Origin of the sequence: Paenibacillus sp. FSL H7-0350 (genome assembly GCF_038593195.1) — a bacterium.
In the GTDB taxonomy this organism is placed as follows: Bacteria; Bacillota; Bacilli; order Paenibacillales; family Paenibacillaceae; genus Paenibacillus_AQ.
The window spans coordinates 7,521,681-7,546,373 of the sequence record NZ_CP151972.1 but is presented as its reverse complement, the minus strand read 5'-3'; the positions used below and the strand labels follow the sequence as shown (position 1 = coordinate 7,546,373).

General features: G+C 53.6%; 25 protein-coding genes. 8 read left to right on the top strand and 17 right to left on the bottom strand.

Annotation, left to right across the window (positions count from 1 at the left end; all coding sequences use genetic code 11):
* Window positions 1-55 precede the first annotated feature (55 nt).
* Complete coding sequence (locus NYE24_RS33615; RefSeq protein ID WP_051493493.1) at window positions 56-430, bottom strand: YkvA family protein; 375 nt, start codon at window positions 428-430, stop codon at window positions 56-58.
* A 111-nt stretch (window positions 431-541) separates the two neighbouring features.
* Entirely contained in the window at window positions 542-1,504 is a 963-nt protein-coding gene (locus tag NYE24_RS33610) for an acetylxylan esterase (protein WP_076154557.1), read from the bottom strand.
* Between the two features lie 96 nt (window positions 1,505-1,600).
* On the opposite strand from NYE24_RS33610, the gene NYE24_RS33605 reads away from it, so the two are divergent.
* Together NYE24_RS33605 and NYE24_RS33600 are read left to right on the top strand one after the other, a co-directional pair.
* Window positions 1,601-2,440 (top strand): sugar phosphate isomerase/epimerase family protein, encoded by an 840-nt coding sequence (locus NYE24_RS33605; RefSeq protein WP_083677752.1) that lies wholly within the window; start codon window positions 1,601-1,603, stop codon window positions 2,438-2,440.
* A gap of 126 nt (window positions 2,441-2,566) precedes the next feature.
* A complete protein-coding gene (locus NYE24_RS33600; RefSeq protein WP_341024480.1) occupies window positions 2,567-3,649 on the top strand; it encodes a glycosyltransferase family 4 protein in 1,083 nt (360 codons plus the stop codon).
* A gap of 113 nt (window positions 3,650-3,762) precedes the next feature.
* Here NYE24_RS33600 and NYE24_RS33595 read toward each other — a convergent pair whose 3' ends face one another.
* From NYE24_RS33595 to NYE24_RS33580, 4 genes are all read right to left on the bottom strand, one after another.
* Entirely contained in the window at window positions 3,763-4,995 is a 1,233-nt protein-coding gene (locus NYE24_RS33595) for a hypothetical protein (RefSeq protein WP_036695151.1), read from the bottom strand.
* A 16-nt stretch (window positions 4,996-5,011) separates the two neighbouring features.
* Window positions 5,012-5,383, bottom strand: coding sequence for a hypothetical protein (locus NYE24_RS33590; protein ID WP_036695152.1), 372 nt, complete (start codon window positions 5,381-5,383; stop codon window positions 5,012-5,014).
* Window positions 5,384-5,550: 167 nt separating this feature from the next.
* Entirely contained in the window at window positions 5,551-5,952 is a 402-nt protein-coding gene (locus NYE24_RS33585; RefSeq protein WP_036695153.1) for a hypothetical protein, read from the bottom strand.
* Window positions 5,953-5,955: 3 nt separating this feature from the next.
* On the bottom strand, window positions 5,956-6,360 hold the full coding sequence (locus NYE24_RS33580) for a hypothetical protein (protein WP_342477715.1): 405 nt from the start codon (window positions 6,358-6,360) through the stop codon (window positions 5,956-5,958).
* A 156-nt stretch (window positions 6,361-6,516) separates the two neighbouring features.
* Between NYE24_RS33580 and NYE24_RS33575 the strand changes: the two genes are divergently transcribed.
* Window positions 6,517-7,281 carry an SGNH/GDSL hydrolase family protein gene (locus NYE24_RS33575; protein WP_342477714.1) on the top strand — a complete coding sequence of 255 codons (765 nt, stop codon included), beginning with the start codon at window positions 6,517-6,519 and terminating at the stop codon, window positions 7,279-7,281.
* Between the two features lie 48 nt (window positions 7,282-7,329).
* On the opposite strand, the gene NYE24_RS33570 is transcribed toward NYE24_RS33575, so the two are convergent.
* Entirely contained in the window at window positions 7,330-8,427 is a 1,098-nt protein-coding gene (locus NYE24_RS33570) for a glycosyltransferase family 2 protein (protein ID WP_036695155.1), read from the bottom strand.
* A gap of 185 nt (window positions 8,428-8,612) precedes the next feature.
* Between NYE24_RS33570 and thiD the strand changes: the two genes are divergently transcribed.
* On the top strand, window positions 8,613-9,425 hold the full coding sequence (thiD, locus tag NYE24_RS33565; RefSeq protein ID WP_342477713.1) for a bifunctional hydroxymethylpyrimidine kinase/phosphomethylpyrimidine kinase: 813 nt from the start codon (window positions 8,613-8,615) through the stop codon (window positions 9,423-9,425).
* Window positions 9,426-9,694: 269 nt separating this feature from the next.
* On the opposite strand, the gene NYE24_RS33560 is transcribed toward thiD, so the two are convergent.
* The 3 genes from NYE24_RS33560 to NYE24_RS33550 form a co-directional block, all read right to left on the bottom strand.
* Entirely contained in the window at window positions 9,695-10,600 is a 906-nt protein-coding gene (locus tag NYE24_RS33560; protein WP_342477712.1) for a hypothetical protein, read from the bottom strand.
* 74 nt (window positions 10,601-10,674) lie between these two features.
* The gene (locus tag NYE24_RS33555; protein WP_235218430.1) at window positions 10,675-11,205 is read right to left on the bottom strand and encodes a GNAT family N-acetyltransferase; all 531 of its coding nucleotides are present in this window, start codon (window positions 11,203-11,205) and stop codon (window positions 10,675-10,677) included.
* 99 nt (window positions 11,206-11,304) lie between these two features.
* On the bottom strand, window positions 11,305-12,126 hold the full coding sequence (locus tag NYE24_RS33550; protein ID WP_036695158.1) for an AraC family transcriptional regulator: 822 nt from the start codon (window positions 12,124-12,126) through the stop codon (window positions 11,305-11,307).
* Between the two features lie 135 nt (window positions 12,127-12,261).
* On the opposite strand from NYE24_RS33550, the gene NYE24_RS33545 reads away from it, so the two are divergent.
* The 4 genes from NYE24_RS33545 to NYE24_RS33530 all read left to right on the top strand — a co-directional run bounded on the left by NYE24_RS33545 (window position 12,262) and on the right by NYE24_RS33530 (window position 18,127).
* The gene (locus NYE24_RS33545; protein ID WP_342477711.1) at window positions 12,262-15,375 is read left to right on the top strand and encodes a glycoside hydrolase family 2 TIM barrel-domain containing protein; all 3,114 of its coding nucleotides are present in this window, start codon (window positions 12,262-12,264) and stop codon (window positions 15,373-15,375) included.
* A 174-nt stretch (window positions 15,376-15,549) separates the two neighbouring features.
* The gene (locus NYE24_RS33540) at window positions 15,550-16,524 is read left to right on the top strand and encodes a phosphotransferase (RefSeq protein WP_342477710.1); all 975 of its coding nucleotides are present in this window, start codon (window positions 15,550-15,552) and stop codon (window positions 16,522-16,524) included.
* Window positions 16,525-16,673: 149 nt separating this feature from the next.
* Window positions 16,674-17,168, top strand: coding sequence for an RNA polymerase sigma factor (locus NYE24_RS33535; protein WP_342477709.1), 495 nt, complete (start codon window positions 16,674-16,676; stop codon window positions 17,166-17,168).
* Window positions 17,165-18,127, top strand: coding sequence for a hypothetical protein (locus NYE24_RS33530; RefSeq protein ID WP_341024464.1), 963 nt, complete (start codon window positions 17,165-17,167; stop codon window positions 18,125-18,127). Before NYE24_RS33535 ends, NYE24_RS33530 begins: the two co-directional genes overlap by 4 nt.
* 36 nt (window positions 18,128-18,163) lie before the next feature.
* Here the strand turns inward: NYE24_RS33530 and NYE24_RS33525 are convergent, their stop codons facing one another.
* The 7 genes from NYE24_RS33525 to NYE24_RS33495 form a co-directional block, all read right to left on the bottom strand.
* Complete coding sequence (locus NYE24_RS33525) at window positions 18,164-18,691, bottom strand: AAA family ATPase (protein ID WP_036695163.1); 528 nt, start codon at window positions 18,689-18,691, stop codon at window positions 18,164-18,166.
* Window positions 18,688-19,116: a hypothetical protein gene (locus NYE24_RS33520; RefSeq protein ID WP_342477708.1), complete on the bottom strand. Its 429-nt coding sequence runs from the start codon at window positions 19,114-19,116 to the stop codon at window positions 18,688-18,690. The genes NYE24_RS33525 and NYE24_RS33520 overlap by 4 nt, the downstream gene beginning before the upstream one ends.
* 140 nt (window positions 19,117-19,256) lie before the next feature.
* Window positions 19,257-19,973, bottom strand: coding sequence for a CD3324 family protein (locus tag NYE24_RS33515; RefSeq protein WP_342477707.1), 717 nt, complete (start codon window positions 19,971-19,973; stop codon window positions 19,257-19,259).
* A 23-nt stretch (window positions 19,974-19,996) separates the two neighbouring features.
* Complete coding sequence (locus tag NYE24_RS33510; RefSeq protein ID WP_036695165.1) at window positions 19,997-20,536, bottom strand: hypothetical protein; 540 nt, start codon at window positions 20,534-20,536, stop codon at window positions 19,997-19,999.
* On the bottom strand, window positions 20,533-20,952 hold the full coding sequence (locus tag NYE24_RS33505; RefSeq protein ID WP_036695166.1) for a MerR family transcriptional regulator: 420 nt from the start codon (window positions 20,950-20,952) through the stop codon (window positions 20,533-20,535). Before NYE24_RS33505 ends, NYE24_RS33510 begins: the two co-directional genes overlap by 4 nt.
* A gap of 417 nt (window positions 20,953-21,369) precedes the next feature.
* Window positions 21,370-23,799: an RNA polymerase recycling motor HelD gene (gene helD / locus NYE24_RS33500; protein WP_342477706.1), complete on the bottom strand. Its 2,430-nt coding sequence runs from the start codon at window positions 23,797-23,799 to the stop codon at window positions 21,370-21,372.
* A 294-nt stretch (window positions 23,800-24,093) separates the two neighbouring features.
* A complete protein-coding gene (locus NYE24_RS33495; RefSeq protein WP_036695168.1) occupies window positions 24,094-24,687 on the bottom strand; it encodes a flavin reductase family protein in 594 nt (197 codons plus the stop codon).
* Window positions 24,688-24,693 lie beyond the last annotated feature (6 nt).

The window sequence follows — 24,693 nt, the reverse complement described above, 5'->3', positions numbered from 1 at the left end:
ATAGCAAAATAGGGATGCAGCCACCCGCTGCATCCCTTCACTGTCTTCCAGCCTATTACGAATCCTCGAAGAACTCCTCCGCCTTCTGCTTATGCTCCTCCTTGACCTGTCCGGCAATGGCCCGGATGCCCGCCGCCATGACGGCAGCATCGTCTGTGAAGCCCAAGCCGATCAGCGCATCGGGAATGGCATCGATCGGGGAAATGAAATAAGCCAGCGCTCCAAAGGCAATCCCTTTCGCCCATAGCGGTGTTTTGGCATCCATAGCACAGTAGTACATGGCTATCGCTTCTCTGGTGAAGGGGATTTTACCAGCGGCTTTCCTGGTTTTGCTCCAGAAGCTCTTTTTCACAAGCTCCTCATTCTTCTTGTCATACTCAAAGCTCTCCACCAATACTCCCGCCGGCAGCTTACCTGTCTGATTGTCCATCCGTAGTTCCCTCCCGGTGATTAGACTGCCTACCTATGACCTCGTGCCAACCCTTACTATATCTTCACACCATTCCCTTGCGGCTAATCACTGTGGCCTGTACCACTTCACTTAGGAGCCCAGATGCTCCTGGAAGAACAGTGCCGTCTGTCTGTGCTGGAATTCGCTCACCTCATGCCCGGAGAACGGATAATCCTTAATCTCCTTAGGCGACTCTATCCGGTTATAAGCGGCATAGATCGTCTCCGGCATACATACCGTATCCTTCCAGCCTACAGACATCAGGACAGGGACAGTGAAGCGGTGAGCCAGATTGACGATGTCGAAAAAGGCCAGGTTCTGAAGCGTACGCTCCAGATGCTCCGGATAGCGCTTCAGGTAATCCGCAATCTCTGTGAGTGAGCTGGTGGAATTCAGCACCCCGAAATCCAGCCGGCACAGATTAGGAATGTCTGCGGCTACCGCAGCCACGCGGCGGCTGAGCGCCCCTGCCAACAGAGCGATCCCCCCGCCCTGGCTGGCTCCTGTAATCGCAATGCGCGCCGGATCAACCCCAGGCAGCTGCGCTGCCGTCTCAATGGCCCGGACTGTATCTATGGCTAATGCCAGATAATAGGATTGCTCCTTCTCCAGCAAGCCCTGGCTGATCCAGCCTCTCACTATACCGTGCTCCTGCGGCAGCAGATTGCCTGTCTCGCCAAGCTGTCCCCGTACATCTACGGCCAGGACAGTGTATCCAAGCAGCACGAAATGTGCGTAGCGTTCAGGATATCCCCGGTCTCCGGTGTAACCTGGAAAGGTGACGATACACGGCCGGTCTCCCGTGTCCTCTGTATCACCAGCAGGCTGGATATACCAGGCATTGATCGTAGTCTCCCCATAGCTCATGTAGCTGACCTTGCTCACCTTCATGCCCGGATACGGGGTCTTCTCAGGGGTAATCGTCACCTCCAGCGGCTGCTCCTCATCTTCTGCGAGCAGATCATTCCAGAATTCATCAATCGTCTCCCGGTCCAGTGTCGGCTCCGGCCGGCAGTTCTCAAGCTCTTGCTTACGCACTTCTATTGCGTTCATCTCAATTCCTCCTGTATCGCTTGCATTCTTTAACCTTGCATGTCTATGTAAGCGTCATTAATATTATAGATATAAATTCATTGAATTCCAAAGGAGTTGTTTATTATTCGTTACGGAACGTTAGCACATACTGCCGGCTGCCTGCCGCTTAAGGAATTGACTTCCACTCTTCAGACCTACAATATTGATTTCGTACAGCTCGCTCTGTCCAAAGCCATACAGGATATCGACCTCTCCCCGGGCAAGCTGAGTCCTGGACTAGCTTCCTATATCGCTGAGCAATTCGACAGGGCCGGTATCCGCATCGGTGTGCTCGGCTGCTACATCAATCCGATTCACCCTGATCCTGCGGTCCGCCGGGCGGAGATTGACCGCTTCAAGGAGCATCTGCGCTATGCCCGCCTGTTCGGTGCCCCTATGGTCGCCACGGAGACTGGAGCACTTACGACCTTCCAGGAGCTCGACCCTTACCGCTATGAGGAGCTCGGCTGGGATGCCCTTAAGGCAACGGTCGAGGAACTGGCAGAGGAGGCGGAGAAGTGGGGCATATTCTTAGGGCTTGAAGGCGTCAGCACCCATACCCTGTCCTCTCCAGCCAAAATGCGGCGCATCCTCGATGAGGTGCCCTCCAGCTCCATCGGTGTTGTATTCGATCCGTGCAACCTGATCGGTGAAGAGATTCATCTCCAGGATGAGATCGTCGATCAATCCTTCAGTCTGTTCGGCGACCGGATCATCCTCGCCCATCTCAAAGGAATCTATGAGGACGGCGGACGCATTCGTCACGGTGCTCCCGGAGCCGGGCTGTTCCACACCGCTGAGTTCCTGGACAAGCTTGAGGCGCAGAAGCCGATGATCGATGTCTCGCTTGAGGATGTCACTAGCCTGGAGATCCAAGATTGCGTGAACCTGCTGCGCAACCTGCGCAATTCGTGATCATCCGGCCATAACCCCATTTCCTCCAAAAGTACCGCATAGCGGTACTTTTCGCTTTTCACTGAATAAAATAGTATACCTATCGCATTGTTGCAGGGCGATTGTGCAGAAAGGAAGGGATCAAAGATGCGGTTCACTTTCCCCATTCTTACCTTATGCCATGGCGGGGCACAACGCATGCTCGTGGAGCTTACGAACGGTCTTACGGCCCGGGGCCACCAGGTTGTGATTGTCATGCCGCTGGGAGGGGATGTTTCTTATGACGTCCGTTCCACTCTGCTGATTACCGACTACACACTGCTCCGTGAATCCGATTTTCCGGTCAGTGATATCATCGTCTCCAACTTCTACACCACGGTTCCGGTCTCACAGGCAGCCAGCCTGAACGGCAAAGGCATGCATATCCGCCTCTCCCTGTGCTATGAACCTCTTTTTTTGCCGCAGAGCGAGATATCCTTCCCCTCCTACCATATTACCGATAAACTAATTGTCCTCTCCAGATGGCAGCAGGAGTTGATTAGACTGGGCCACGGAATCAGCGGAAGCATTGTGCCGGTAGGGATCAGCGCTTCATTCCGAAACATGAATATCCGCAAGGAGCTTCAGGAGCCGCTGAACATAACAGCGATCCTGCGCAAGGTGGAGAACGGGTTCTCCTGGCACCGCGAGCAGGATTATCTGGTGAATCAGCTGGATATCGTGAAGCAGCACTTCCCGTGGGTCAATATCAATTTCATCAGTCCGCCGGATGAATGCTTCAGTTCCGAATCCCTGAGAAGAATGATGGACAGCGGCAAATACCGCTTCTTCACCCCGCTCAATGACGAGGAGCTATGCTATCACTATAACGGTGCTGATATTTTTGTCAGCTCTAGTATTTTCGACACCGGTTCATTGCCAGGACTTGAAGCGATGCGCTGCGGGGCGGCGTTAGTCTCCGTCTATTCGGGAGGAAATCTGGAGTATGCCCGCCATGAGGAGAACTGCCTGTTGTCCTACCGGTATGAGAACCGGCTTGCGGCGGATGTGATGCGGCTTATTCAAGATCCCGTACTCAAGAGCCGGATCGCCGCACGCGGTGAGACCGATTCAAGATCATGGACCTGGGAGAACAGTGTCAAAATCCTGGAGCGGACGGCTGCCGCCTTTTTAAGCGGGAACAGTGCGGGGAAAACACGCTTCAAACGCCCTTTTGCAGAGAACGGTTAGGCAGTTCCGAAGAACGAAGATGATAGACAAAGTAGAATAGCAAGGCAAAACAGGCCCGGCTTGGAGGAACCAGCTGGACCTGTTTTTATGAATATAAACCGCTCCCTTCCCTCTCAATTGCCGAAAATAACATCCTGTTTGTTCAGCCGCGTATCATTCCATACCGCAGCCAGCGTATCCGGGAAAATAGTAGCCGCCGTAATATAGTCCCCAATCAGCTCAGTCGGAATCGGAGAATTGCCGTTCGGATTCGTGGATACATCCGAGACTCTCCGGTTCGCGAAGGACAAGCCGCTGTTGATAGACTCCGCTACAAACACATCCAGCAGGAAGCCGTCCAGCCGGTTCGTATAGTAGATTACACGCACCGTTCCCGTGGAAGGCGATACCGTGATCGAAGGTGAGAAATTCTGTGATCCGGGCGGAGCCCCTGTAATGCTCACCGGCTGGGACCACAGCAAGCCGTCCGGGGAACGCGAGAAGAAAATATCAGCATAACCAAGCCGGAAATCGTTCCACACCGCATAGACAAAACCCGCAAGAGGGCCGTCCGAGATGTCTGCTCCAAGCGCTAAATTCGTCTGTACGCGGAAGTTATAATTCGGAACAGGCAGCGGACTGGGCACGGGAACAGTACTCGCAAGAAAAGTCGCTCCCCGGGTGACCGGGGGACTGAAGCTGACTCCCCCGTCCTGGGAGACACGGATATAGGCATACTTTGGCCCAGGACCAAGCTGGATATATCCCACATAGACCTCGCCCGCCAGTCCGACAATGAGTGCCGCCCGTTCCAGATCTCCCCGGGGATCAGAGATACGCTGCGGCGGCTCCCAACTAAGCCCCTGATCCACAGAACGCTGGAAAAAGATCGCAGCATTCGTTCCCAAATAGAACAGCGGGGTATAGCCTATATATGCATTGCCTCGGTAAGGGCTCGACGGTGAACGGTCTACAGCAAGAAAGGGTTCATCATTATGGACGTACAGGCCATAACCCCGCTGAACGATAACAGGGGGATTGAACGTCAATCCGTTGTCAAAGGTGGTGTACGTTGCAATCGTCCCGTCTTCAAATTCATTGAAAAAGTGGACAGCAACGATAAAGGTATTGGGAAAGGTATAGTCAATGGTCGGCGCTTCCGCGCTCATGAAGCCCGGTGCCTGCGGCAAAATCGTGGAAGACCAAGTGGCCCCTCCGTCCACCGACCGGTAGAATCCGGTCAGAGCCGTTCCGGTACTGGAATCCACCGCTACCGCACACAGAATGTTGGGGTCCAGCTCATTTACCGCAACAGACGGCTCGATATGGTTCCCTGGCAATCCGGCTGTAATGTTGACGTTCGCCAACAGACATCACCCCGTTTCAAGTATTAGTAATGGTCAAGCGGTCAATGTAGGTAAGTTCTGGCTGAAGAATTTGCCCGATATTGTTGCCTGCGGCGTCTAGTAGAAATACATTTACAATAGTGTTCACCGCACTGTAAAAGTTAATCTGGGCTTCATAGTAGTTCGCAGCGTTTACCGAATACGTCTGGACCAACAACTGTTGGGGGTTCACTTGAAATAAAGCTTCTCCTACGGCTACCCGCGTGAAATTGCTGCCGAGAAAATGAAAAATCTGCAAATTAATATTAATCGCTACGATAATAGAATCATTCAGGCAGGAAATTTGAATCCGGTCGATATGTGACGTTCCGGCAGGCGGATTATAGACCGCTCCCGTTGTATAGGGCATAAATTCTGTGCTCCCTCCATTTTCCTACTTAATCGGTGCCTTTTCCTCCTTCCAAGCCGCGGACTCACTCCTCCATGTATATGTATCGCTTTATTTGTCCCATGAGCGAATAATAATTCTAGAGGAAGCGCCAAAAAAACCGGGGAGTGCCGCTCCCCGGTGTCAGGTTAAGATACAGATATGCCCGAGAATACCAGCGGACCGATGATCACCGGCGGATTCCCGGTACCGATAGCGGACACAACGAGAGCATAGCCGTAATAGCCTTCCGGAATACCGCTATCTGTAAAGGATAAATGAACGGCTTCATAGCTATCCCCGCTCCAGGGACTGGATCTTGCCGTAAAGATCTGCACCGCATTCCGTACAATGGTAAAAATCAGATTGGAGGCGCTGGCCGTGTTGTTCTGGAGGCCAATTGTCGCCTCAAGCAGAACCAGACCGTTCGCCCCTACAGACACCCCGAACTGTCCCAGAATCGTACTGTTAGGCAGCCTCCTTACGGGGAGTGAAGCGGATTGGCTGAAGCTGGACGGGACACTTTTACCGAAATCAATGATAGCCGCCATCGCTTACACCAGGGAGAGTCCCGAGAAATCTACGGGCCCTATCAGATTGGCAGAGTTCAGTGTAGAGGAATTCACTTGTGAAATCGTCAACGTATAAGCGAAATATCCTGCCGGGAAGTTAAAATCCACATAAGAGAAACTGAGCGGAGCATATTGGCTCTCGCCGGGTGCCGTTGCCAGCAGGGTAAACACAGGGGTTCCCGAACGCAGAATGGTGAGCAGCAGATTGGGATTGCCCAGCGTAGTCTGAACACCGACCGTGGCATTGAGCAGGACACTCCCGCCCAGTAAGGTGGCAAGCCCGAATTCGGTCAGCGTATAGCTGGAGGGGGACAGGGGAACAGGTATCGTGATCGATTGACTGAAGCTGGTAATTGCACTTTTGCTGAAATCAATGATTTGCGTCATCAACGTGGCCTCCTGGTAACAAATTCCTTCTCCATTATTCTATGATGAATTCAGTCTGCTGACTGGACTAAGAAACCATGACATCTATACATAGGCACGGCTGCATGTATGGTTTACACTGATTGTATATACACTAGGGTTATCGGAGGCGGGAGCATGAACAGGAATGAGGAGCAGCAAGAGCCCATTGGGTCTCAGTTCAAATATATGGTCAGCGGCGATTCTATCTCCAAAGGCGTTGTGTATGACGAGACCAGAAGCAAGTATGTCATTCTGGAGGATAATTATGTATCTATGCTTCAGGGCAAGCTCAAGGGAGCTATGCGCAATACTGCCAGATTCGGCAATACGCTGATGAAGGGCTTCGGCAATCTGAAGCGGGATGTACTGAAGGAGAAGCCGGATGTGGTGCTGATTGAATACGGCGGCAATGACTGTGACTACCACTGGGGAGAGATTGCAAGCAACCCTGAGGCAGAGCATAGTCCTAAGACAGATTTTCCGGCCTTCGAGCGGATGCTGGTTGATATGATTCATTTCTTGAAGAACCAGGGCATCACGCCTATCCTGATGAGTCTGCCTCCGCTGAATGCGGACAACTACTTCAAGTGGGTCAGCGGCAACAATCCCGATTCCGAAGTGAACATTATGAAATTCCTCGGCAGCGTCACCAAGATCTACTGGTGGCAGGAGCGTTACAACTCCGCTATCATCAAGGTCGCTGAGAGCACCAAGACCAAGATTATCGATGTCCGTGGCGCCTTCCTGCAACAGCCGGATTACACCAAGTTCATCTGCCGGGATGGCATCCACCCTAACCGGGAGGGCCACCGGATTATCTACGACAAGGTGCTGGAATTCATCCGCACGAGTGAACCTCAGCTCCTGCTGGAGCCGGCGGCAATGCCTGGACATCCTTAGACAATAATAAGCGCTCCCCAGCCTCAGCGGGGGAGCGCTTATTGGTGTTCAGAGCTGCTGCAAGGAGACATACTTGTCGCCCAGAAGCTTCTGGAAGTAATTCCGGTTATACAGCATGCTGGGATGGCTGGGGGAATGAAGCAGCGCAGTCTCATTATACCGGTTGGCACGTTCATGCTGCCCCAGCCGGTCATAGCAGAGCGCAAGCTGCAGATTCGGAATCCAGGTGAAGAAGGCTTCATTCTTCATCGCCATGGATTCCGCCTGTCCGGGCAGCTGAAGCGCAAGCTCAAACCAGTAGATTGCCGGGTGAAGCTGGCCCTTCTCCAGATGCCAGGTCCCCAGCCGGCAGCAGCCCTCGGCACGCGGGGCATCATATTGCAGCGTACGGGTGACCGCAGTGAAGGCCGCTTCCTTGTCCCCCAGCGCTTCCAGGCATTCGGCCAGCCGCAGGCAGGCCTGAATATTGTCTTCAATCCAGCCCTGCCCGCCGCTGAGGAACAGCTCGTAATACCGGCAGGCCTCCCTGTGAATTCCGTGGTCACGCAGCTCATTGGCGTAATAATATTGATCGCGTGCAGAGAAGCTCTCCCCTTCCGCTTCCCTTTTGCGGTAGATCCGCAGATTACGGTCTGTGTACGCTTTATCCTTCTCATGGGTAACACAGACGGCACTTGCCAGCGACGGGCCGTAGACCTCCAGATATTCATGCACCGGACCGATCCAGCGGAACCCGCACGCCCGGCGGACCAGCCGGTTGCGCCGCAAGGAGGTCGTCACCCTCCCCTCCCCGTCAAAAGCGAGATTATACTGCATATTCACACTGTCCACGTGTTCCGGCAGCGAAGACTTCAGCTCCCTGAACAGCGCCTGATCCTCTTCTCTCAGATAGTCGTCCGCATCCAGCCAGAAGATATAATCCCGGGTCGCCTTGCTGAAGGCGTAATTACGGGCAGCGGAGAAATCCTCGATCCAGGTAAAATCGTAAATTGCAGCTCCGAAGGCACCGGCAATCTCCTTGGTGCGGTCTGCCGATCCCGTATCGACAAGGACGATCTCATCGACCAGCCCTTCCACAGAAGCCAGGCAGCGGGGCAGGCTCTTCTCCTCATTGCGGACAATCATGCATAAACTGATCTCAATCATGGCAGCCTCCTGAATAAAGAATCCACTAGACTACCATGATATGCAGTGCAGCAACCGGCAAACCCTTGCTCTCACCCAAGGGCTGCGGTGCGTTTTTGGAGCTTATACTTTTTTTGCGGACTAAGCCGATGATTTTTGTTATAATAAGCAGCATACTATTCATATACAAGAAGGGGACGTTACCTTTGTCAAAAATCATTAAGACATTAACCATTGCCGGCAGTGACTCCAGCGGAGGCGCAGGCATTCAGGCAGACCTCAAAACCTTTGAGGAATACGGCACTTACGGCCTTAGTGCCCTGACTACGATTGTAACGATGGACCCTGACCGGGGCTGGCATCATAATGTATACCCTGTCGATGCTGCCATCGTTGCCGAACAGCTCAAGACGATCTTCGCCGGCGGTCCTGTGGATGCCATGAAGACCGGGATGCTCGGCAGTGTGGAGATTGTTAAGGTTGCTGAACAGGCCCTGAAGAGCAACAAGCAGACCAATGTCGTGATCGATCCGGTTATGGTATGCAAAGGCGAGGACGAAGTACTGAACCCGGAGAGTGCGGATGCCATCCGCGATCTGCTGCTGCCGCTGGCTACGGTGGCTACTCCGAATTTGTTCGAAGCCGGAGTGCTCTCCGGTCTCGGCAAGCTGACTACGCTTGATCAGATGAAGGAAGCTGCCCGCCTGATCCATCAGCTGGGCACCCAGAATGTTGTCGTTAAGGGCGGCAAGGTGCTGGGCGGCGACAAGGCGATTGATATCTTCTTCGACGGCAGCGAATACCTGGTCCTTGAGACTGCGAAGATCGAGCCTGCCCATAACCATGGCGCCGGCTGCACCTTCGCCGCAGCGATTACCGGCGGACTGGCTAACGGCTTGTCGGTGAAGGATGCTGTGGTGAAGGCGAAGGATTTCGTATCCGCCGCCATCCGTAACGGATATGCGTTCAATGAATATGTCGGTCCTGTATTCCACGGGGGCTACCGTCTGGAGCAGTAAGGCCGAACGGATAAGGCCGAACGGATAATCAAACAAGCTAACAACCAGCAGACAAAAACCTCTCTTCCAGGTGGCTGTAACCAGCCATGGAAGAGAGGTTTTGTTATTTTTTCAAAAAGAATTTAGATCCAATTCCCGCTTAAACAACGGTCCGTTCGCGGAGCGTCCATCCAAGTGAACACGTACATCCTTCTCCAAACCAAAGGGGCGTCCCTAGCAGCCTTTTCATGGCTTTTGGGACACCCCCTTCTTTTTACTGCGTATCCTGCTTACTTAACGGGCGGCTCCTCCGCAATATGCTTCACGAACTCCAGCATCTTATCCTTGTCCTTGTCATTCAGGACACCGATAATGATCGATTTCGCATTATAATTGATTGGCAGCTCCGAGATGAAGGGGGACTTGAGAATATCCACACCGTACAGTTCATTCTTGCCCGTGTCCTCATTGACTCCCCACTGCATGCGGGTATCGTCTGCGGCAAGCTTCCCGTCCGCTGTGATCGGCTCCAGATTCTGGAATCCGGTCTGTCCGCCGATCCACTTGACGGTAGCCTCATCCAGCACGAGGATATCCGGCCGGTTCGCCGCCAGCTCCACGACTGCCTTTTGCATATAATTCATGTCCAGCGAGTCAGAGCCGTCGCCCGTTCTGGGCAGATAAGTCATCACCGTCTCCACCCGCTTCCACTGCGGGTAAGCCGCGATGATCGCCTTCTCCAGCTCCTCGGTCTTGCCGCTCGTATCCGTGACACCGAAGCTGCCGATGAACATAATCTTCGCATCCACGGGTGGCAGGGAAGCTAGATATTGTCGATGCTGGTAATTGTCATAGAGGGCCTTCCCGCCAAAAATCACCACCAGCAGCCCGATAATACCGAGGATCACATGTGTTTTGTATAGCCGTATGAAGGTCTCCCACTTGCTCGCCGTACCGGAGAAACGTCCATACTTGGCAAGCCGGTCGTCTTCGGCCTCCTGGATCTCCTGCTCATCCCAGGTATCGAGAATCAGCTTGTACGCCCGGAAATCCGCTTCGTAAGCTGCTATCTCTTCCTCTGTGGTCAGTCCGCGTCTTCGCTTCAGGAGCAGGTCAAACCGCTTGTTCAGTTCCTCTCTGGTTACGGTTTCAGGTAATCCTAACTGCACATACGCTTGCTTCAGGTTCTCGTTCACATTGAATTCTCCTTTGATATGGATGATGCCATAATTCTATATTAACAGACTTCACCGTGTATTCTCCACTCGCGCTATAGGCGGGCAGCCGTGTCCGGTGTCTCCATCAGCAGGAACTCCATTTCGCTCTCCCCGTGCTGATGCACGAAGCTATGTAAAAGGACGAAGCCTGCCTTCTTATACAAGCGGACTGCCCTCAGGTTAAAAGCTGCCACCGACAATCTGAATCGCTTCGCGTCATACGTCTGCTCAGCAAACCTCATCCCCGCCTGCAGGAAAGCCAGTCCATGGCCCTGCCCCGTCAGATCCGGTCTTATCCCCAAGCCGATATCGAGGGCCGTTCCATCGAGGTAGAGTCCGCTCTCTATCCCTTCCCCCACCTGCGCGTTCTGCCCGTAACAGAAGAACCCGATCAACGCTCCGTCCGCAGCAGCTACGCTGAAATAAGAGCCATCCAGCAGCTCCTCGATATCCTCTGCGGCATCAGCCGCATCCAGCATGTTGTACAGGGTATATGGCGGCTCATATCTCCAGTTGACGATCTCTCTGGCCGCCGGCTCATCCATTAACCGGATCTGATAAGCTCTGTTCTGTCCTAGGATCACTATAATATCCCTCCGCTCTCTTGTTTTTTGAATTTGGTGGGCGTAAGCCCGGATGATAATCCAGATGTATAAATGCGCTGTCTCTAATTATAGCAGTCTCTAGTCCAATCCGTGCAGTCCTCTCCACTCTTCCGGCTGCATGCCGGTAATGCGTTTGAAGACAGCGCAGAAATAGCTGACATTCTCGAAGCCTGCCCGCTGGGCGATTTCATAGATCCGCTGCCCCCGGCTGCTGAACATCAGCTGCTTGCTCCGGTTGACGCGCTGCTTGTTAATGTAGGCCACCGGCCGTTCACGGACGGTCCGCTGGAACAGCCGGCACAGATACTGCGGCGAGACAGACGCCACCTCGGCCAGCTCCTTCAGCAGCAGCGGGCGGTGCAGGTGAAGCTCGATATATTGCAGCACCGGCTTCATCCGTGCAAGCTCGTTGTCCTCATTCGAGGCCGGAAGCAGGCTGCGCTTCAGATCCAGCAGCAGAGCATACAGCAGCTTGGAACGCTCCAGATTGTCCTGCAGCCCGCTTGCGGAGGAGAGGGTCAGCATCTCTTCCAGCGGTGCAAGAATGGGCTCAGCCCGCAGACGCCCGACCCCGGACTCGCGGATTCCGGCGTAGAGCAGCATCTGGGCCGCTTCCCTCCCGTTGAAGGAGATGAAGGCCAGCTCCCATTCCCGGCTAAGCGGAGTATAGGAATGAGGAACATCCGGGTAGAGGCAGAATAGATCACCAGCCTCCGCCGTATAGGTCTTGCCCCTGATATTCACTTCACCCTTGCCGCCTAGAACCTGGTGCAGCTGATAATCTGGAAAGCCCGCAGGCCGGATCATCTCCACCTGATGCTCCCAATACCCGATGGTCGTGGCATACAGCGGCAGCAGAAGCATATCTTCCATCTCGCAAAAGATCATCGTGCTATCCATAGCGGTCTCCTTCCAGATGCAATCTCGATTTGATATGTTGTTTCATATTTTATTATATATGAAGAAAATCATTATATATACCCAGAACATTTTCCATCCTATAATATGAATATAACAATATAAGGAGATGTTAACTTGCGCAACAAACTCTCATATCAGCAGCCTGCCAACGGATATCCCGAATGGAACAATAATCCTGAGATTTTTCAATTGAACCGTATAGACGCCCATGCCTCCATGATGTCCTTCCCGGCAGCGGCCGACGCCCTGCAAGGGGATAAAGTCTCCTCATCCCGTTACCAGACGCTGAACGGAACGTGGAAATTCGCTTTTGCCGAGACACCGGATGCACGGATCAAGGACTTCTATAAGACCGGATACGACGCTGCCGGCTGGGCAGATATCGCCGTTCCTTCCCACTGGCAGTTCAAGGGATATGATTATCCCCAATACACCAATGTACGCTACCCTTGGGAAGTGTCCGAGCCGGATCTGAAGCCTCCTTTCGCTCCGACGGTATACAATCCGGTAGGCTCCTATATCCGTTCCTTCAGCGTTCCGCAGGATTGGGACGGACAACCTGTATTCCTCAGCTTCCAGGGTGTGGAATCGGCCTTCTATGTATGGGTGAACGGAGAACTCGCCGGATACTGTGAAGATACCTTCACACCGTCAGAATTCGATATCACTGCCTACCTGCTTCCCGGCGAGAACAAGCTGGCCGTCGAAGTCTACCGCTGGTGTGATGCGAGCTGGCTGGAAGATCAGGACTTCTGGCGTCTGAGCGGAATTTTCCGCGATGTCTATCTTTACACTGCGCCTCCAGTACGGGTAGCCGACTTCTTCGTCCGCACCGAGCTGGACAAGAGCTTCACCGATGCGGAGCTGCAAGTCGACCTTACCCTGGAGAACTATTATAACCGGGTCACTTCCGCACACTCCGTAGAAGTACAGCTCTACGACAGCAAGCAGCAGCCGGTATGGGCAGCGCCCGTATCAGCCGGATTTGCTTTTGAACAAGAGGGAACTCAGCTGCTTAAGCTGTCTGCAGCCGTGAAGAACCCGCTGAAATGGAGCGCAGAGAAGCCTAACCTCTACACCCTGCTGATTTCGGTGAAGGACGATCAGGGACAGCTGCTGGAAGCGCTCAGCTGCAAGACGGGCTTCCGGACCTTCGAGATCCAGGACGGCCTGATGAAGATCAACGGCAAACGGATCGTATTCAAGGGAACGAACCGCCATGAATTCTCCTGCGATACCGGCCGTGCGCTCTCCAAGGAAGATATGATCACCGACATCAAGCTGATGAAGCTGCATAATATCAATGCCGTGCGTACCTCCCACTATCCGAATCAATCGGTATGGTACGAGCTGTGCGACGAATACGGTCTATATGTGATCGACGAGACGAACCTGGAGACTCATGGCTCCTGGCAATACGGGCAGAAGGAACTGCATGAGGGCAACGTTCCCGGCAGCCGCCCGGAATGGCGCGCGAACGTCATTGACCGCTGTAACTCCATGATGCAGCGCGACAAGAACCACACGTCAGTCATCATCTGGTCGCTTGGCAACGAATCCTTCGGCGGCGATAACTTCCTGGCCATGTATGACCACTTGAAGCATGCAGACCCGACCCGTCCGGTGCATTACGAAGGTACTTATCATTACAGACCTTCGGACGCGGCCAGCGATATTGAATCAACGATGTACATCAAGCCGGATGAAGTCGTGGAGTACGCACTCAGCAATCCGAAGAAGCCGTACATTCTGTGCGAATACAGCCATGCCATGGGCAACTCCTGCGGCGGCCTGCATCTGTACACCGAGCTGTTCGACAAATATGACAGCATCCAGGGCGGATTCATCTGGGACTGGGTGGATCAGGCCATCCGCACAACCACTCCTGAAGGTGTGTCTTATCTGGCTTACGGCGGAGATTTCGGGGAAAAGCCGCATGACGGCAACTTCAGCGGCAACGGCCTGCTGTTCGCGGACCGCAGCGTGACGCCTAAGCTCTACGAGGTGAAGAAATGCTATCAGAATATCACCATCACTGCCCTTGATCTGAAGAGCGGAAGCTTCGAGGCCCGCAACCACTTCCTGTTCACGGATCTGGCAGACTATCAGCTGAGATGGACGCTGGCTCTGAACGGCGTGACGGCCCAGGAAGGACAATTGCCGCTCTCCGCAGCGCCTGGCGAAGCAGCCAGCTTCACGGTTCCGCTGGATTCAGCGCTGCTTGAATCCGATAAGGAAGCTGTGCTTACGGTGTCATTCGTTCAAGAGGGCGCAACCGCCTGGTCTGAGGCCGCACATGAAATTGCCTGGGAACAGTTCGTGCTAACTCCGTATATTCCGTCCCGTAACCCGGAAGTTTCGGGCGGCACCCTGCAAGTGAAGGAACAGGATGGCTTCCTGACCTTTGGCGGCAGCGGATTCACCCTTGCCTTCGAGACAGCAACCGGCGCGCTTGTCTCGCTGAAGTCCTCCGGGAAGGAGCTTCTGCTCGCACCGGCCAGACCTAACTTCTGGAGAGCAGTAACGGACAATGATCTGGGCAACAAGCATCCCGAGCGCTGTGCGGTCTGGAAGGAAGCGTCCTACGAGCGTCAGCTGGCCCGGTTCAGCTGCCGTGTGGAAGGGGGCCTCGGCTTCGTGACCGCCGACTATCTGCTGGGTACGCAGCCGCAGTCTACCCTGCGTGTTCATTACGAGATACGTACGGATGGTTCGGTCGAGATCATACAAGAGCTTAACCCGGGCAGCAGCACCCTGCCGGAGATCCCGGAATTCGGTATGGTCTTCGAGCTGGACAGCAGCCTGGACACGGTCTCCTGGTATGGCCGCGGGCCGCATGAGAACTATTGGGACCGTAAGGCTGGAGCTCCGCTGGGACTCTACTCAGGCAAGGTCAGTGAGCAGTTCACGGATTACCTCCGCCCTCAGGAATGCGGCAACAAGACGGATGTCCGGTATGCTTCTGTCACCGCTGGTCGTGAAGGACACGGATTGTCTGTAGAAGGCGCAGTGCCGCTCGAAGTCAATGCACTACCTTGGTCTCCGGCCGAGCTTGAAGCCAGCGACCACGGCTACAAGCTGCCAGCCTCTGACAAGACCGTGCTGCGTGTCAATTACAAGCAAATGGGCGTCGGCGGCGACGACAGCTGGGGTGCACCAACCCATGAACAGTTCACGCTGCTTGCGGGCCGTCCGTATACCTTCAAGTTCAAGCTGACACTTGTGTAAGCAAGCATAAGATTTTCTGTATAGAGGGCAGTCCCGCAAGCCGTAAATTGGCTGGCGGGACTGCCCTCTTTTGGGCGAACAGGCTGGTGCAGATTTATCTTGATAATCCCCCCAAATCCGGCGAGAATGGAGTCATAATCAGTCTCTTATTCGGTCAGGTAAGGAGATATAGGTATGTCAGATACAGCCGCAAGAATCCGGGAGGAGATCCTGGACTCCATGACAGAACATTTCGGGATGCATGTCACTGAAGCGGTCCAGATTGATCAGGGCTTCCTGAATCTGAAGTGGAGGCTGGAGAGTGATCAGGGCCGTCTGTTCGTGAAGCAATACAGCAAGATCCGTTACCCTGAAGCGCTTACCCGCGGACTGGAGGTCTCCTTAAGCCATCAGTACCATCTATACCTGGAAGGCCTTCCTGTTCCGAAATTATTTTCACACGCGGGGAATTATGTCTTGAGAACGCCTTCACAGGAACGGTATGTGCTGATGACCCTGTGTGACGGGCACAGTATTGCCCCCGGCTCGGCCACAGAGCAGCAGATGTATGCGCTGGGCAGAGTAGTCGGTCAGATGCACAAGCTGCTTAATACGCAGCCTGCTTCGTTGCAGCTGTACTGGGAGGTCCGCAGCCAAGCCTCTATGGTGAGAAACTGGGAGGCACGCTATCTTCAGGCAACCGCCCGGCAGAGCGAGGATACGATATCGGCGCTTGAGCTGCAGCGGAAGATCATCGACCGGATGGACACCGGCATTTTCGCGGATTGCGAACGGGGCTGGGGGCACCGGGATCTGTTCGTAGATAATATACTGTTCAGCACGGATCAGGTGGCGGCGATCCTGGATTTCGACAGGCTGCATTTCGTCTACCCCGAGTACGATGTAGCCCGGCCGATCCTATCCTGTGCGTTGTCTGAGGGAGGGATCAGGTTGGATCGGGTAAGAGCCTTTGTGACGGGCTACCGTGAATATACCCCCTTACCTGCAAGTACACTCATCCGGTCGCTGAAATTAACCTGGTGGAAGGAAGCCGAATGGATTGCGGTACCCGGGCAGGATGAATTCCCGCCGCTCGTCCGCTTCCGTCAGGAGAATCAGTGGGTCGCGGCTAACTGGGACCGCTTGAATGATATGTTCGCCGGGATCTGAGGAATCTAAAGAATTGGGATAGGGCCATTAATCATGGCCTTTTTTTTGCTGTATCAGGATGATTATCGCAGGCAGCATAAATTCCCGGAAACAAAATGTGACCGGATGCCGTCCTAAAGGGTGTTATAGATAAAGGAGGGCATAACCTCATGCAGCAACCCATGACCCGGCCGGGCCATCCTGTGATGAAGAGCTACGAACAATATGCAGATATGCTGTACCGGATTGCCCTGGTTCATCTGGGCAGCCGCCAGGATGCCGAAGAGGCTACGCAGGACACCTTCATCAAGCTGATGGAGAAGGCTCCCTTATTCAAGGATGACGAGCACCAGAAGGCCTGGCTGATCCGGGTCATCACCAATCATTGCAAGAATCTGCTGGGCAGAGGCTGGCGCAAGCGCGAGGTTAAGCTCGAAGGGGTGGAGCCGGTTACGGCCGATAACCCCGAGGAGCTGGCGGTCATGCAGCTTGTGCTTGCCCTGCCGGTGAAGTATAAGGCTGTGATTCATCTGTACTATTACGAGGATTATCCCGTCCAGGAGATCAGCAGAATTCTGCAGATCAGCGAGTCGGCCGTGAAGATGAGACTTCAGCGCGGCCGTCAGCTGTTAAGACTGGAACTGGAAGGAGCAGAAGCGGAATGAAGGAAGATCAGTTTCGAACCCAATATAAGAAAGCGGTGGATACTATGAGTTCAAGCAGCGAAATGAAGCAAGGCTTAGAAGGTAAAATGGAACAAAAACGCCGTCCGCGCAAAATAGTCTATATTGCAGCAAGCGTGCTGGTTGCTGCCGGAATCGGGCTGGCTGGACCAAGCATGATGAAGCAGCTGGGTGGAACGGCTTCCCCGAATCAAGTAGCCCAGGTAGATCCGGGCACACCGGCGGCAGGGAATTCTGCCGGAGTCGTTATTCCCAAGATCGAGCTGCCGGATAAAAGCTCCGGTGCTGCGGCCGATATGATCGGCCTGGTCATCTACCAGGGCAATATCTATACCCAGGCGGCGATCCGCATGGAAGCGGCCGATGCGGCTGCACTGCGCGGAGAGAAGCTGGGCCGCACGACCAGCGGGATTGATGAATGGAGCGGCAAGGATGCTTATACGGAACTGGCCTCGAATATCGGGGAGACGGATATCTATGCGGTCAAAGGATATGATTCCGGCTTCCTGGTCATGTCCTATACAGAGGTGGACGGCCAGGTGTTCGCGGAGCTGTACGAGCATACAAATGGAATTACCGTGAACAGCGGAGCCGATCTGATCGGCAAGCTGAACTTGGACGGGCGCATCGCCTCCGCCCAGTGGGAGAGCTTCGACAGCTGGAATAACGGCAAGCAGCAATACCTGCCGCTGCCCGAAGGCGCAGCGCTTGACGGCTTCCTGAGCGCCCTCATGACCGCCAAGCCCCTAGCCGCTGATCCGCTCATGGAACAAGGCATCTATGACCAAGGAGACCGCAAGCTGGTCTACCTCCAGCTGGAGGACAAAACCCGGGTGGAGCTGACCCTGTTCGGCCAGGGACTCGTGCGTTACAGCAACGCTCCGGTATTCTTCGAGGTTGAGCCCGTTGCCTTCCAGGCACTGTGGGATAACCTAAAATAGTTCAAAGGCCATCCCTACCGGGATGGCCTCAAGCTTTTACATACCCTTCCATTTCGACCCGATATACACCTTAATCTGTTCTGCCAGCGCTGGCGGAGGTGTAGAAGTGGAGTCATAAGTAGGCATAGGCGGATCATACTCCGTATCGGCATGGTCCAGCAGCCACTGCGCGAATTCCTCGTGCTGCCTGAGCATATCCTCGGTCCAGATCGCTCTATCCTCCCGGCCCCGCAGGCGGGCATTTCGGGTGGAATCGTCACAATGCAGGTTAATAAAGTGTACTTCACTAAACGCATCATAAACATCACATTTTTTGGCGTCCCAAGGCATCATCGTCCCGCAAATAACCGTTCCTCTCCCGGATAACGCAACCGCACGCGCGCAATGCAGCAGCACATTATACCGGTCCTGATACTCCAGCTTCTTCCCTGTCGTCCCGAAATTATCGTCATCTGTACTGAACAGCACAAATTCCGGCATCTGCTCCCTCAACTCGTGCATGACCGTGGTTTTACCTACTCCGCTTGCTCCGGTGATAATGAATAATGGCAACTTGGTAGTCATATGTCCTCCATCCCCTCTTCACTCAAATATTCCGATATGTACCGCTGATCAGCCTCCGAGCTTGTCCAGAACACCACGGGTGCATGTGTAATGTTCATCCGGCGCAAGGCCACATTCCTGTGGCGTCCGTCATTGATAGCAAACTTCCCGTCAGCATAATTTACAATTAACGGAGGCATATCCCACTTGCTGTAATAGGCTGTCATCGTCTCTACAATACTGAAGAAACGGGCTTTTTCATCTAATTCAGTCAGATACGAGGGTGCGCCTTCCTCTATTCCGAACCTCGTGATATCCACAGCCACCGGACCTGTGTAGACTCGAGGTTCCAGCAATAATCCGTCTGCCAACACTACATTCTTCCCGTCATTCCGCAAAAAAAACTGCAGCCACTCGTGGATAGCCCCCCGCCGGGCATACTCCATTGCACAACCAGCCGTTCCGTATATCATCCTGAATGTCTGCCTTTCCTTGTGGGATGTCTTCATTATAGCCGTGAGAGCAGCAGTCCTCCTATATCGAGAATAATTTAAGCTATTCCCGCCATAGCCGCTCAGTACGGTGTCTACATCGCATACTGCTTCAGATATTGCTCGTCACCGGCTAATTCCGTCATCCAGACAATGACAGGATATTCGCTTACACCAGCACGATGGAGCGCTTCCAGTAACGGATTACCGCAGTTCAGTTCCATTCTCCCTTGCGCAACCTTCGCGATGAGGGGCGGAGTGGCTTCACCCGCTTGAATCTGTTTGGTCCAGTGCATCACCGTTTGCTCAAAATCCTCCCGGTCCACCCTCCACTTCATCCCGCTCTCCGGTCCGCTCGTTCTGTCCAGCAAGGAGAGCGGGATCCACAGCGGACCCTCATACGTTCTGTTCATCAGTGCAAGGCCTTCCGAGAAATTCTTGTTGCGGCGGCCGAACAGCACATAGGTATGCACCCACTCCTCCAGCATCCCTGCTTCTGCGTATGCCGCGGCGGATGGTGCTGTGGGATCGTAATCCAGTTTGTTGGTGTCCTTTTTGGAGTATACAATACGTTTAATGGTCTCCTGGGACAGATAGTATTCCTTCGACAGCTCAGCGATTGGGGTTCCGTGAAGATACTTATTGTAGATCAGCTGGTTGCGTCTGACGAGAACCTGGCGGTAGCCCGAAGCCTCACCCCACGCCTTCTTCTCATCGTCCTGCGGAATATACAGCAGCTTGCCCGCCGCATATTTCTTCACTTCCTTAAGCAGCTTCTCCGGTAAAAGCTCCCCGGCATTCTCGTAGTTCATAGGTTCACCTGCCTGTAGATCAATTACAATTCTAGTGCGCCTTCCACGCGGTATTTCTTCTCCCATTCCGATATATGGCTGGAGTCCAAGCGAATCAACTTTGCCGGAGTATATTCGATAGACGTAGACGAATTGGCTCCGCCGCCGTCCGGCAGGAAGCGCAGCTCTTTAATTCTGCGTACAACCTCTTCATCCGTACGGATCTGAGCCGCTTCTTCCTCGGACACCACTAGCAGCGGAATGTCCTCCCTCTCAGTAGTGAACACGCCATTGTCGTACGTGTAAGACAATTCAGCCGCCAGGCTATACTCACCGCAGGGGATCGGCTCCCGTGTGAAGATTTCAATGTACAGGTCAGTTACTGACTGCGTATGGTTAATCCATATTCTCCCGCTGCTGTCTTCAACAGCACCATTCAGATTAGGGGACCGGTGAAGTCCTGCCGGAAGAATTAATTGTAAGCTGATATTCTGTGCAACGCCGGGCGGCACGATCTGAAGCCAGAGATGATTCATCCCTTCTTCGTTCTCCAGTGCAGATTTGGCTGGACGGACCTGAATCATTCCTGTTCCTCCTCTTGAAGCAACCGGGTAACGGCTGCGATCATCTTCTCTTTCAATGATGGTGAGATCCTTGGACTTACCGAGAGAATTACTTCTTCACTGATGACATGCAGCTCACTGTGGAGCATCTGATCCGACTGGTACAGCCGCAGATTATCCCCGAGCTTGATCACATCATCCAGTGGCAGCCCTGCCAATTTCTCCTGTGCCGAAGCCAGTGTCTCCCCGCTCTTGGATAATACAAGAATGGCTCGCAGATAGTGCAGATGATTGTCGGTGTACACCCTTTTATTCCCGGCCAGCGCAAGCGGCGGCAGCATCCCGATCTGCGTATAGTACCTGACCGTCCGCAGATTCATCTGCGGATCTTCACGTTGCAGCACCTCAGCCACTTGCTTCGCAGTGTAGGTATTCATGTGACTCTCCTTCCTTGCGGAATATAGTTACAGTTTGCTGTATTGGTTACAGTTTAGTGTAACAAAAGTCAAAAGTCAACATTACTCCGCGTATTGGGGCGCGTCTGGGCGTTTCAATCTTAAGCGCTTCAGCTAATTGCTTCGCAGTATACATGCCGATCCTACCCCTTATGCTATACTACCTTTATCTGCAGGAAAAGAGGGCCACAACAATGGATATCCGAAAATTACAATACTTCATTGCGGTTGCGGAAGAGCTTCATTTAAGCGTAACAAATCACTATTAATAGGTGAAATATCTTTAAGTAAGCCTTTTGATACGAAATAAATATCACAGAGCCATTCGCTTCGTTCTCATAGTTGAACCAGGCTCAACATGCAAAGGCCCCTCCAGCACCTGGAGAGGCTCTCTTAGATCTATAGCGTAACTACTGTCTGCTCATACAACTCCTCGTCCACCCCACCCACAAACGGCGTCCACTCCCCCGAAGTATACAACTGCAGCCGGTGCATAGCCCGAGTACATGCCGTATAAAAAAGCTTCCGCTCGCTCTCTCTATGGTACGTCTGCGCAGAAGCATCGTAGATTAGCACCGCGTCGAATTCGACGCCTTTGGCGAGATAGGCGGGGATCACCTGTATTCCTTTTTCAAAAGTTGGCGTGTTCTTCGTGATCAGCTTCAGCTCATGCGCCCCTCTACTAGCAGCCAGACTCTCATACGCTTCTCTGCTCTCGGCGGCCGTCTTCGTAATGATAGCGATAGAGCTATAGCCTTCAGCCTGAAGCCCAGCAAGATCCTCCAGGATGCGCTCTGCCTTCATTTCCTTACTTGCCAGCTTAGATAATACAGGCTTACTGCCCCTCCGCTCAAAAGCCACAATCCCTTCACTTCCAGGCAGCAACGGCTTGGTGAACTCCACAATCTCGAAGGTCGAGCGGTAGCTGCGGACCAGCAGGAACTGGCTAGTCTCCTCTTCCCCGTACAGATGAAGCAGCGGTGAATGGTCCCCATACAGATTCGTTGCCTGTGTGAAGATCGCCTGGCTGAAGTCTCCCAGAACGGTCATGCGGGCGCGGGGGAAGAGCTTGCGGAGGAACTCGTATTGGAACATCGAATAATCCTGGCCTTCATCCACGAAAATATGCCGCACCTGCGTATTCGTCCGCACGCCTTCAATCAGCTCCTGCATGTACAAGTGCGGGGTCGCATCTTCATAAAAGAGTGTCCCGCTGTCCAGCATCTCCCGGGTCTGCGCACAGATCTCCGTCCATAGCTCCGGAACCTCCGCTTCACCTGTCATCTTCCTGTAGGCCGTTTCATCGCTGAACAATTGGCGGTAGAGCCCGGCCATGTCGATGAAGGTGAACTTCCTGATCCCCCGTCTCAGCGGTCTGAACTGCTCCTTCACGATCATTTCGCTTAGCAATCCCTCTTCCCGCTCGGCATAATCGAAGTCCCCTTCATCCTGCTCCCGCTTATGCACCAGCTGCTCCTGCAGGCGGAGGTATTTCTCCGCGAAGTCGAACACGCCCTTCTCTCTGTGCAGCTTACGGTGGATTGCAGCGTATTGCTCATTGTCGAGGTAATTCATCTCCTCCTCTACCCACGCCGCCCCCTGCTCCTCCTTCTGTAGTGCCGCCAGCTCGGTGAGCAGCCATTTCTGCACCAGCTCCACCCGGTTCGGCAGACGAATGGAAGGATCGTAGCTATATAACTTGGCCCGGATCTGTTCACCCGATATGAGTATACGATCCCGGAAGCAAATATCCTTGAACAGCATCCCCTCCTGCTTCAGGAAGTAGGCATACCCTTGAAGTGCATGGAGGAACGATTCCGATGCTTTGTACTCCATGGCCTTAAGGCGGGCGTCATAACCCAACTGCTGCTGGGCGGTGAGCACATACTCCATCTGATCGAACGGATCTTCAAGACGGAACGCGGCACCCAGCCATTTGTCCAGATACTCCTGAAAGGTCGTCTGCTGCATATTCTCTTCCCCCAGCTCCGGGAGCACAGTGGATACATAACTGTTGAACATCGGATTGGGCGAAAAGAGTACAATCTGATCGGCCGTCAGCCGCACGCGGTGTTTGTACAGCAGATAGGCTACGCGCTGGAGCGCTGCCGAGGTTTTGCCGCTGCCCGCCGCTCCCTGTACAATCAGCATCCGGCTCGTATCGTTACGGATAATGGCATTCTGCTCCGCCTGAATCGTAGCTACGATGCTCTTCATTTGGGAGTCAGCGCCCTGACCCAGCACCTGCTGCAGCAGCTCATCTCCGATCGTCACGCTCGAATCGAACAGATGCTGGAGCCGGCCTCCGCGGATCTGGTACTGCCGCTTCAGCTCCATCGTGCCAGTGATTACTCCTCCCGGTGTGTCGAAGGCCGCCTGGCCCGGCGGATAGTCGTAATACAGGCTCGCAATCGGGGTACGCCAGTCATAGATGAGGAAGCTCAGGCCATCTGCAGCCGCGAAGGAGGAGACCCCGATATAGACCTGTTCTACTGTCTGTTGTCCCTCCTCCCGAAAATCAATCCGCCCGAAATAAGGTGACGGCAGCAGCCGCTGCATGTTTTTCCATTGCCGGAGCTTGCGCGCATGACTGCGTTCCCGTTCAGACAAAACCGCTTCCTGCTGGGTTATGGTGAAGAAGCTCTCCTCGAAATCCTCCTGCGAGTTCATATCGACCGTGACCTCTTCCCAGAATCCCCGGCGGATATCCGTGGCCTGTTCCTTCAGCTGCCCGACCTCAGGCATAAGCTTCGCGATCCCCGCGATCAGCTTCTCCTTCACCTGCTCCAGCCACTCCTGCTCCTGCTTCCAGACCTTTGTCTCTTCCATCCTCTGAACACTCCTTTTTCTTGCTGAAATAGTCCCACACTGGCGGCTTGACAAACTGGATGTCCATTTGCTATACTTAAGATATAAATAAGATGTATTAATTCTGACCATTTATAATAAAATGGCCGACAGTTTATTAACATTAACATATTCCCTGACACGATGCAATCCTTTTATATGACACAGATAACCCTGGCGCTTCCGCCAGGGTTTTATTGTGTGTATTAGAGACTATAGTAGCTCACTGACTTAAGTGTTCAGATGTCCTCGCCGGATTAGAATGGCTGGGTACAGTTACACCGGCCGCTCAATCTCAAAAATCTCCCCAATCCCCGCATAGCTATTCCCGGCCAGACGGCTGACCGCCCCTAATGCCACCGGATTAATTCTCCCCTGCTCGTAGATCGCCTCGTCCAGATGAAACTGCACGATCCTGCCAATCATCAGATCATTGTTAGGCAATTCAAGACTATGCTCAAGGACACATTCCATCCGTACCTTCGCTTCCTGAACGCCGGGAACCTTAATGCGCAGACTATCTACAGGCGTCATTCCGGCTAAGGTGACCTCACTCTGATCAGGCGGCAACGGCGTAGCAGTCATATTCACTTGTCCGACATTCTGCTGATCCACAATATGAACTACAAACTCCTTCATTTGCTTGATGTTGCGTGCAGTATCCTTGGACTGACCCCCGGCATGCTGAATAGAAACGGAGATCATTGGCGGGTTGGAGGATACGATATTGAAGTAACTGAATGGCGCACCGTTCAAGATCCCATCCTCCGACAAGGTGGTTACAAAGGCAATCGGACGCGGAATAATCGTCCCGACCAAAAGCTTATAATTATCCCGTTCGGTGCCCTGCTGCGGATCTATAGTGATCATGCTCGT